This is a genomic window from Polyangium sp. 6x1 (assembly GCF_029946515.1).
Classification (GTDB): Bacteria; Myxococcota_A; Polyangia; order Polyangiales; family Polyangiaceae; genus Polyangium.
In genome coordinates, this window is record NZ_JARZHH010000019.1 from 167,525 (window position 1) to 174,489 (window position 6,965).

Sequence of the window (6,965 nt, forward strand, 5' to 3'; positions counted from 1 at the left end):
CCCACGCGCCTCTTTACAAGCTAGAAAATTCATGGGAAAATCCGTGGAGGCTCTCCGGATGGGCGGAAATTTGCGCGAGATCGACCGCGACGTGGCCCTCTGCACACCGGAGGGTCGGCTGAACCCCGAGGCGAAGGGCTGGTCGCGCCGGCCGCTGCACCGATGCAACCTGCGCGGCCCCTGGGGGCGAGCGAAGCGCTGGGATTACTGGTGCGTCACCTGGAACGGCGGCGTCCTGTCGCTCACGTATGCCGACTTCGACTACCTCGGCATGGCGAGCGCGCTTTTCCTCGATCGCGAGACCGGCCGCGAGCTCGAAAAGGTCGTCCCGGTCCCGCTCGCGCTCGGGTTCTCGCAGCCCGACACGGTCGGCGGCGCCGACATCGTGTTCGATCGGCTCGGGCTCGGGCTTTCGTTCCGCGAGGAGAGCCGAGGCACGCGTCTCGTCACCAGGTTCCAGAGCCGCGGGCGCGACGTGGAGGCCGACGTGCTCGTGGCCCGGCCGCCCGGGCACGAGACGCTCAATGTCGTGGTGCCGTGGAGCGACACGTTGTTCCAGTTCACCTCGAAGCAAAACACGCTCCCCGCGACCGGGACCGTTCGCGTCGACGGCGCCTCGCAGGTGATCGGCCCGGACGAACAGGCCTTCGGCTGCCTCGATTTCGGTCGCGGCGTCTGGCCGATGGAGACCGTCTGGAACTGGGCGTCGGCGTCGGGGATCGTCGGCGGGAGAACGGTCGGGCTGCAATTCGGCGGTAAGTGGACCGATGGAACCGGGGCGACCGAAAACGGCATCTGCCTCGACGGCCGGCTCCACAAGATCGGCGAAGATGTCCGGTTCGATTACGATCGCCGTGATTTTCGCAAGCCGTGGCGGCTCACCACGCCCGGCTCCGACCGCGTCGCGCTCGATTTCCAGCCGGCGCACGAGAAGCGGACGAAGGTGCCGCTCGTCGTGGCCGGCGCGGAGCTGCATCTGTGCTTCGGCCGCTTCTCGGGCGAGGTGCGCGACGACGCCGGCGAGCGCGTGATCGTCGACGGTCTCTTCGGCTGGGCCGAGGAGATGCGCGCCCGCTGGTAGCAGGCTGTCGATAAGCTTGCTGCGCGCCCTGGATCGTCGGTCGTCGTCCTCGGAATACGCTTGTATTCCTGCGTCCTCCTCCCTAGCTCCAGGGCGCTCGCGGCGCTTCTCGACAGCCTGCTAGCTCACCCGCCAATCGCCGTCTGGTACGACGCGACCGGAAGCTCGCGCGTCTCCCCGACCTTCGGCACCACGAGCGGCACGTATCGCGTTTTCTCCCAGACGACCCATACCATCGACGGATCGTCCAGCGACTTGTCGAAATGGAAATCGATCCGCGAAGGCACGGTGCCATCCTCGGTCACGGATACGATCTCCGCCTCCATGGCCCCGACCGGGACGCGGTCTCCGGCGCGCAGCGGGAACCTCTCCGGATCCCGGAACACCGTCGCCGTCGGATCACGGAAATAGCCGTCCGAGAGCGTCACCGACAGCGTGCGATCGTCCACGCGGCCGACCTTCAGTGTCCCGCCGACCGCCGTCGCGAGCACGCGGAGCTCCGCGGGCAAGGGCGCATTCTCGTTGATCCATGACGCCAGGACCACATTCGAGATCACGCTGTCGGGCGCGGCCACCACCACGAGCGTCCGTCCCGCGGCGCCATCCATTCTGGGCATGCTCGTGATTGCCCGCTCGGTGAAGCCGTGCAGCATCGCGCCCGTCGACCACGCCCGCAGCGGCAGCAAGAGGGGCGCGATGACGAGGTGGAAGAGCACGAGGACCGCGGCCACCGCGCCCACGTACACGCGCGCCGCCCGCCCGAGGTGCTCGCGCGAGGCCACGAGCATCGACGCGACGAGCCCCGATCCCCCGATCCCGGCAAAGAGCAAGAGCCGATCGCTCGGCCAAACCGCGCAGGTCGGCACGAGGGAGAGCGTCATGCCCATGGCGAAAAATGCGGCATTGCGGTCGCGCCGCAGCACCGCGAAAATCCCGCCCCCCACGACGAGCAGCACGAGGAGGCAAATCGACGCGAGGCGCCGGGTCTCGTTCGGCGGCCAGAGCATCCACACGTCCGCGGGCGGCGCGGCCATCTGCCCGGCGAGGAGCACCGGCAGCCGCGTCGTCATGGCCTGGAGGAACGCGCCCGTTTGTCGGAGAGGATCAATGTAAAATGCGCCGCCCGCCGCGCCATAACGGCCGATCTTGTACGCGGCGAACCAGACGAGGGCGGCCCCGACGTGCGGGAGGAACGCGGCCGCGCGGGATCGCAGCGACGCGCGATCGAGGAAGAGGGCGTACGCGAAGAGATACGCGAGCGCGCCGATCCCGCTCTCCCCCGAAAACATCGCCGCGAGCACCGCGAGCGGCGCGAGGAACCGGCCCGGCTTCCAGCCGTCCCGGCGGGCGCGATCGTGCGCGATGAGCGCGATCACGGCAAAGAGGGTCGAGAGGATCGCGTGCCTGTTCGCGATCCACGTGATGACCATCGCATGCGCGTCGTCGACCGCGAAGATCAGCGCGGCGAGCCCCGCGGCGACCGTGGCGCCGAGCAGCCTTCGATAGAGGTGCGCCGCGAAAAACACCGTCGCCGCGAAGGCGAGGATGCTCTCGGCGTGCATGAGCCAGTGGGCATTCGGCCAGACCCGGTAATCGAGCGCGTGCCAGAGCGACGCGAGGGGGCGGAGGAACGCGAGCCTCGAACCGTCGACGGTCCACCAGGGCCACATCCCGTGATCCCGGAGGTAGCGGAGCGCGGCGGGATCTTCTTCGAGGAAGGTGAAGACATCCCAGTCCCCGCGGGGCCCCGCGGGCCGCGTGAACGTCGGATGATACGCCATCCGGTGCGTGTGATCGTCCATGATCGGCCCGGCCCCGAGCGTGGGCAGGACCAGGACGATCGCGAGGAGCGCGACGACGATCGGGGCGCGCCTATGCGCGAGCCATCCTTTGACGCGGGCCAGCATGGCCACCCTCTATAGGGGATCGGGCGGGCGCCGACCAGAGGCGTCGAATCGAAGAAACGGTCGCCCGGGGCGTATGGTAGAGATCGCTTGGCGCGTTCAGGGAAACCCGTGCGTCGATTCCGTACCCGGATTTACCGGCGTTCGTCCTGCGTGCACGCGTAGAGGTCGTCGTCGAGGGTCATCCAATCGAGGATCGATTTGAAGGCGAGGATCGTCGCGGTCAGGTACTTCTGGGCGTACGGCATCGAGAGCGTCTGGAGGTCCTCGTCAGCGGGCGAGGCCGCCCCTCCGGGTAAATCGACCGGGTTTCCCGCGCGCGCATACGGGTTCGCGAGAAATTGCGCGGAGGAGAGCACGAGCAGCCGCGCGGGCGCGGATCGCCCGGGATCGAACGCGCTCCGAAGCTTGCCCTCGACGGTCGCCGCGAGCACCCGCGAGCCGTATTGGCCTTTCGGCTGGAACGTGCTGGAGAATTTGAGGTGGATCGTCTCGCTCGCGTCGACGGTCGTGCGCGGCGTCGAGCGCGCCACGGCGCGCAGGGTCGCCTCGGGCTGGAGCTCCGGGTGGAGGACGAGCGGCGAGGAAAATGGCATCGCGAGCTCGTCGAGGCGGGAGAATCCGAGGAAAGAGCTGTCGAGCGTCTGCTGCGCAGGGGGCGCATTCTCCTTGTGCGCGGCGAGCGTGAGGCCGAACCCGACGAGCTCGAGGGGCTCTCCCGATTGGAGCGCAATGTGCAGCCGGACCGAGCTGCCCCAGTCGAGCACCGCCTCGTTCTTCATTTCGACGCCGTACCCCTCGAGGAGCTGATCGATGCCGTGGGTATCGATCGTCGCCCTCATCGATGCGTCCCCGGGCCGGAGGTTCACCGCGCTCGTCAAAAAGGCGCCCGTCTTGCCGCCGCGCAGGAAAAACTCGTCGATGCGGCGAAGCTCCGCGTCCGTCAGATCGCGGCCCGGTTGCGTGACGAGGAGGCCTTCGAGGCTCGGGTCGATCGACGCCTTGCCGCCACGCAGATCGACCGGCACGAAGTGGTAGAAGGGCAACGCCTGCTCGACGATGCGCTGGATGGAGGGGCCCTCCCGGGAATCCTCCGGGTTCTTTGCGACGAGGTTCGCGTCGCCGAGCGCGATCTCGTCCGTGCCCGTGAGGACGCCAATGCGCAGGGCGCGGCCGTTCACGCGCGCGTCGAGGTCGCGGATCTTCATCGAGATCCAGGAACGGAGGTCCGCGGGGGATACGGAGGTCAGAAGGGGCACGGCCTCCTGTTCGTCGGCATGACGAAGGCTCACGCCGAAAAAACCAATTCCGCGTAAGTAGTCGGATTCGAAATAACCTTCCTGGAGGCCCGCTTCACGGGCCGCCTCGCGCGTCGCCTCGTCCTTCACCCGGATCGTGCGCACGACGATCTTGTCGTCGCCGCCCCCGGCGATCTCATCGAGGACCTCGCGGAGCTCGGCGAGATGGCCCTCGATGCCTTTGAGCTCCGGGCTCGCGTAGATCTCGACATACACGGGCGATCGGAGGGAGTCCCGGAGATGTTGCAGGCCTCGATGGCATGCGTCTTTCGTGGTCGTCGCGGGGCTCGCCGGAATCACGGCGGCCGGGCCCGGCGCGGCCGGGCGAGGCGCGGTGCCGCAGCCCGTCGAGAGCGTGGTGAACAGACCCAGGGCGAGCGCGGCGCGTAGCATGGCGCGGCATCCTAGCCGCGCCGCCGGCGCACGGTCAAACTTGGCATCCGGGGTTCGACAGGCCATGGTGTGCGCATGCGAATCCTCGTTCTCGGCGGCACGGCGTTCCTCGGGCGAGCGATCGTGGCGGAGGCGCTCGGGCGAGATCACCACGTGACCACGTTCAACCGCGGGCGAAGGTTTTCCGACGTGCCCGGCGTGGAGGTGATCCGCGGCGACCGGACCGAGCGGGCCGATCTCGATCGGCTGCGGGCCGGGCGCTGGGATGCGGTGGTGGATACGAGCGGGTACGTGCCGCGCGTGGTCGGCCAGGCGGCGGCCGTGCTGCGCGAGGTCGCTCCCGTGTATGCGTTTGCCTCCTCGGCGTCCGTCTACGTCGATCGGCCGCGCCTTCCCGTCGATGAATCGAGCCGCGTGTTCGATTGCGCGCCGGATGCGGGCCCGGACGACGGGGATTACGGGACGCTCAAGGCGGGATGCGAGCGGGCGGTCGTCGAGCATTACGGGGATGCGGCGCTCTTGCTGCGCCTCGGCGTGATCGTGGGCCCGTACGAGGACGTCGGCCGGCTGCCGTGGTGGCTCGCGCGGATCGCCCGCGGCGGTGACGTGCTTTCGCCGGGTTCGCCCGACGTGCGAATGCAGCTCGTCGATGCGCGGGATGTCGCGAGATTCACGGTAGACCTGCTCGAACGTGGCCAGGGGGGCGCGCTGAACGTCGCCGGGCCCGCGGGAAACCCGACGTTTGGCACATTGTTATCGGATTGCATGAAGGTCACGGAGAGCGACGCGCGTCTCGTGTGGGTCGACGACGATTTCCTCCTTTCGCACGACGTGAAGCCGTGGTCCGAGCTGCCGATCTGGGCGCCGATGAACGCGGAATGTGGCGCCGCGTGGCAGATGCGCGGCCCGCGCGCCGCAGAGCTCGGCCTGCGTTTTCGGCCGATGAGCGAGACCCTCGCGGATACGTGGGCGCTCATGCGCACAGGCTGGAAACCTTGGCCTCGTCCCGAGCTGCCCGAGCTCGGCATCGACGACGGCAAGGAGCAGCGGATCCTGGCCGCGTGGCGAGCCCGCGGGACCTCGACGTGAAATTCGAGGGGACAGCACGGCGCGACCGCGGCTACCTTCCCCGCATGGTTCTCGGTTCGATCGCGGCGCGTATCGGCTCGTCCGTGGCCACGCTGCTCGCGTTTTTCCTCGCCGCATGCGCCGCCCCACCGCCCCCGCCGCCCGCGATCACCGCTCCGCCCGTCTCCGCGGCGCCCCACCCCACCGCGGCCCCGCAGGCCTCCGCGAGCGCCTCCGCCACACCCGAATCTGCCTTGCCGCCGGCCGAGATCGGAGACCCCTCCTCGCTGGCCATGCCGCTCCCCGCGGAGTTCACCGCCATCGATGATGACGGCGAGGCGGCATGCGGCACATTTCGTGTCGCGAACCTGCGCGAGGCGGGGCCGGGGAGCCTGCGGTTCGTCCGGGTACATGGCCCGAATGGCAAGGTGGTGTACGAGGCCCACGGGCGCACCGAGAGGGCTGGCACCGACGTCTTCCGGCAGACCCTCGGCGCGGACTATTGCGGCGACCTCACAGGCGACGGCGTCCCCGAGGTCGTGATGACCGAGAGCTCGATGGGCGCGCATTGTTGCTACACGTATTACGTCATCAGCCTCGTCTCGCCGCCGCGGCGGATCCTCATGTGGGAAAAGGGCGACGCGGCCACCGCATTCGTCCCGGTAAAATACCGCCCCGGCCTGGCCTGGCAGCTCCAAGGTTTTTACGTTTTCTGGCCACCATTCGTCCCCGACGCGGGGGATCCGGTGCTCTCATATGCTTCCGCGCCCGTCATCCCCGCGGTGCTCTCGCTGGTGAACGGCGCGTACGCCCTCACCTCGCTCTCGTTCCCCGAGGCCTATCGCAAGGACCGCGAGGAAACACGGGCGCGGTGCAGCAGCAAGAGCGACGAGATGCCGCAGGATCTTTGTGATCTCTTCACGTGGGTAGATGCCGTGGCCATCGGCGACTGGGACGCGGAGCGCGACAAGGTGAAGGACCCAGAGCTCCGAAACGCGCTCGATCGGCGCGCGGCAGAGACACGCAAGAAGCTCTTGAAGGAGCTCGGATCCCTCGAAAGCCCGCGGTGAGGTGCGGAGTGGTCTCTTCCTGGGGCCGCCGCGCCGGGGCGCTGCCCCGGACCCCGCGGGGGCTGTTCGCCCCTCGACCCGAACCAGGGCCAGCCCTGGACCTTTTGGGGAAGAACTGCGCGATGCGCAGTTCTTCCCACAGGCCGGTGGG

5 protein-coding genes are annotated in these 6,965 nt (G+C 68.6%); 3 read left to right on the plus strand and 2 right to left on the minus strand.

Annotated elements, in window-relative coordinates:
- Positions 1-31 precede the first annotated feature (31 nt).
- Positions 32-1,081 (plus strand): DUF2804 domain-containing protein, encoded by a 1,050-nt coding sequence (locus QHF85_RS19890; protein ID WP_281328812.1) that lies wholly within the window; start codon positions 32-34, stop codon positions 1,079-1,081.
- Between the two features lie 125 nt (positions 1,082-1,206).
- Here the strand turns inward: QHF85_RS19890 and QHF85_RS19895 are convergent, their stop codons facing one another.
- Both QHF85_RS19895 and QHF85_RS19900 read right to left on the minus strand, forming a co-directional pair.
- Positions 1,207-2,988 (minus strand): hypothetical protein, encoded by a 1,782-nt coding sequence (locus QHF85_RS19895; RefSeq protein ID WP_281328813.1) that lies wholly within the window; start codon positions 2,986-2,988, stop codon positions 1,207-1,209.
- Between the two features lie 131 nt (positions 2,989-3,119).
- On the minus strand, positions 3,120-4,676 hold the full coding sequence (locus QHF85_RS19900) for a GldG family protein (protein WP_281328814.1): 1,557 nt from the start codon (positions 4,674-4,676) through the stop codon (positions 3,120-3,122).
- A gap of 75 nt (positions 4,677-4,751) precedes the next feature.
- Between QHF85_RS19900 and QHF85_RS19905 the strand changes: the two genes are divergently transcribed.
- Together QHF85_RS19905 and QHF85_RS19910 are read left to right on the plus strand one after the other, a co-directional pair.
- Positions 4,752-5,765 (plus strand): NAD-dependent epimerase/dehydratase family protein, encoded by a 1,014-nt coding sequence (locus tag QHF85_RS19905; RefSeq protein WP_281328815.1) that lies wholly within the window; start codon positions 4,752-4,754, stop codon positions 5,763-5,765.
- A gap of 44 nt (positions 5,766-5,809) precedes the next feature.
- On the plus strand, positions 5,810-6,814 hold the full coding sequence (locus QHF85_RS19910) for a hypothetical protein (protein WP_281328816.1): 1,005 nt from the start codon (positions 5,810-5,812) through the stop codon (positions 6,812-6,814).
- Positions 6,815-6,965 lie beyond the last annotated feature (151 nt).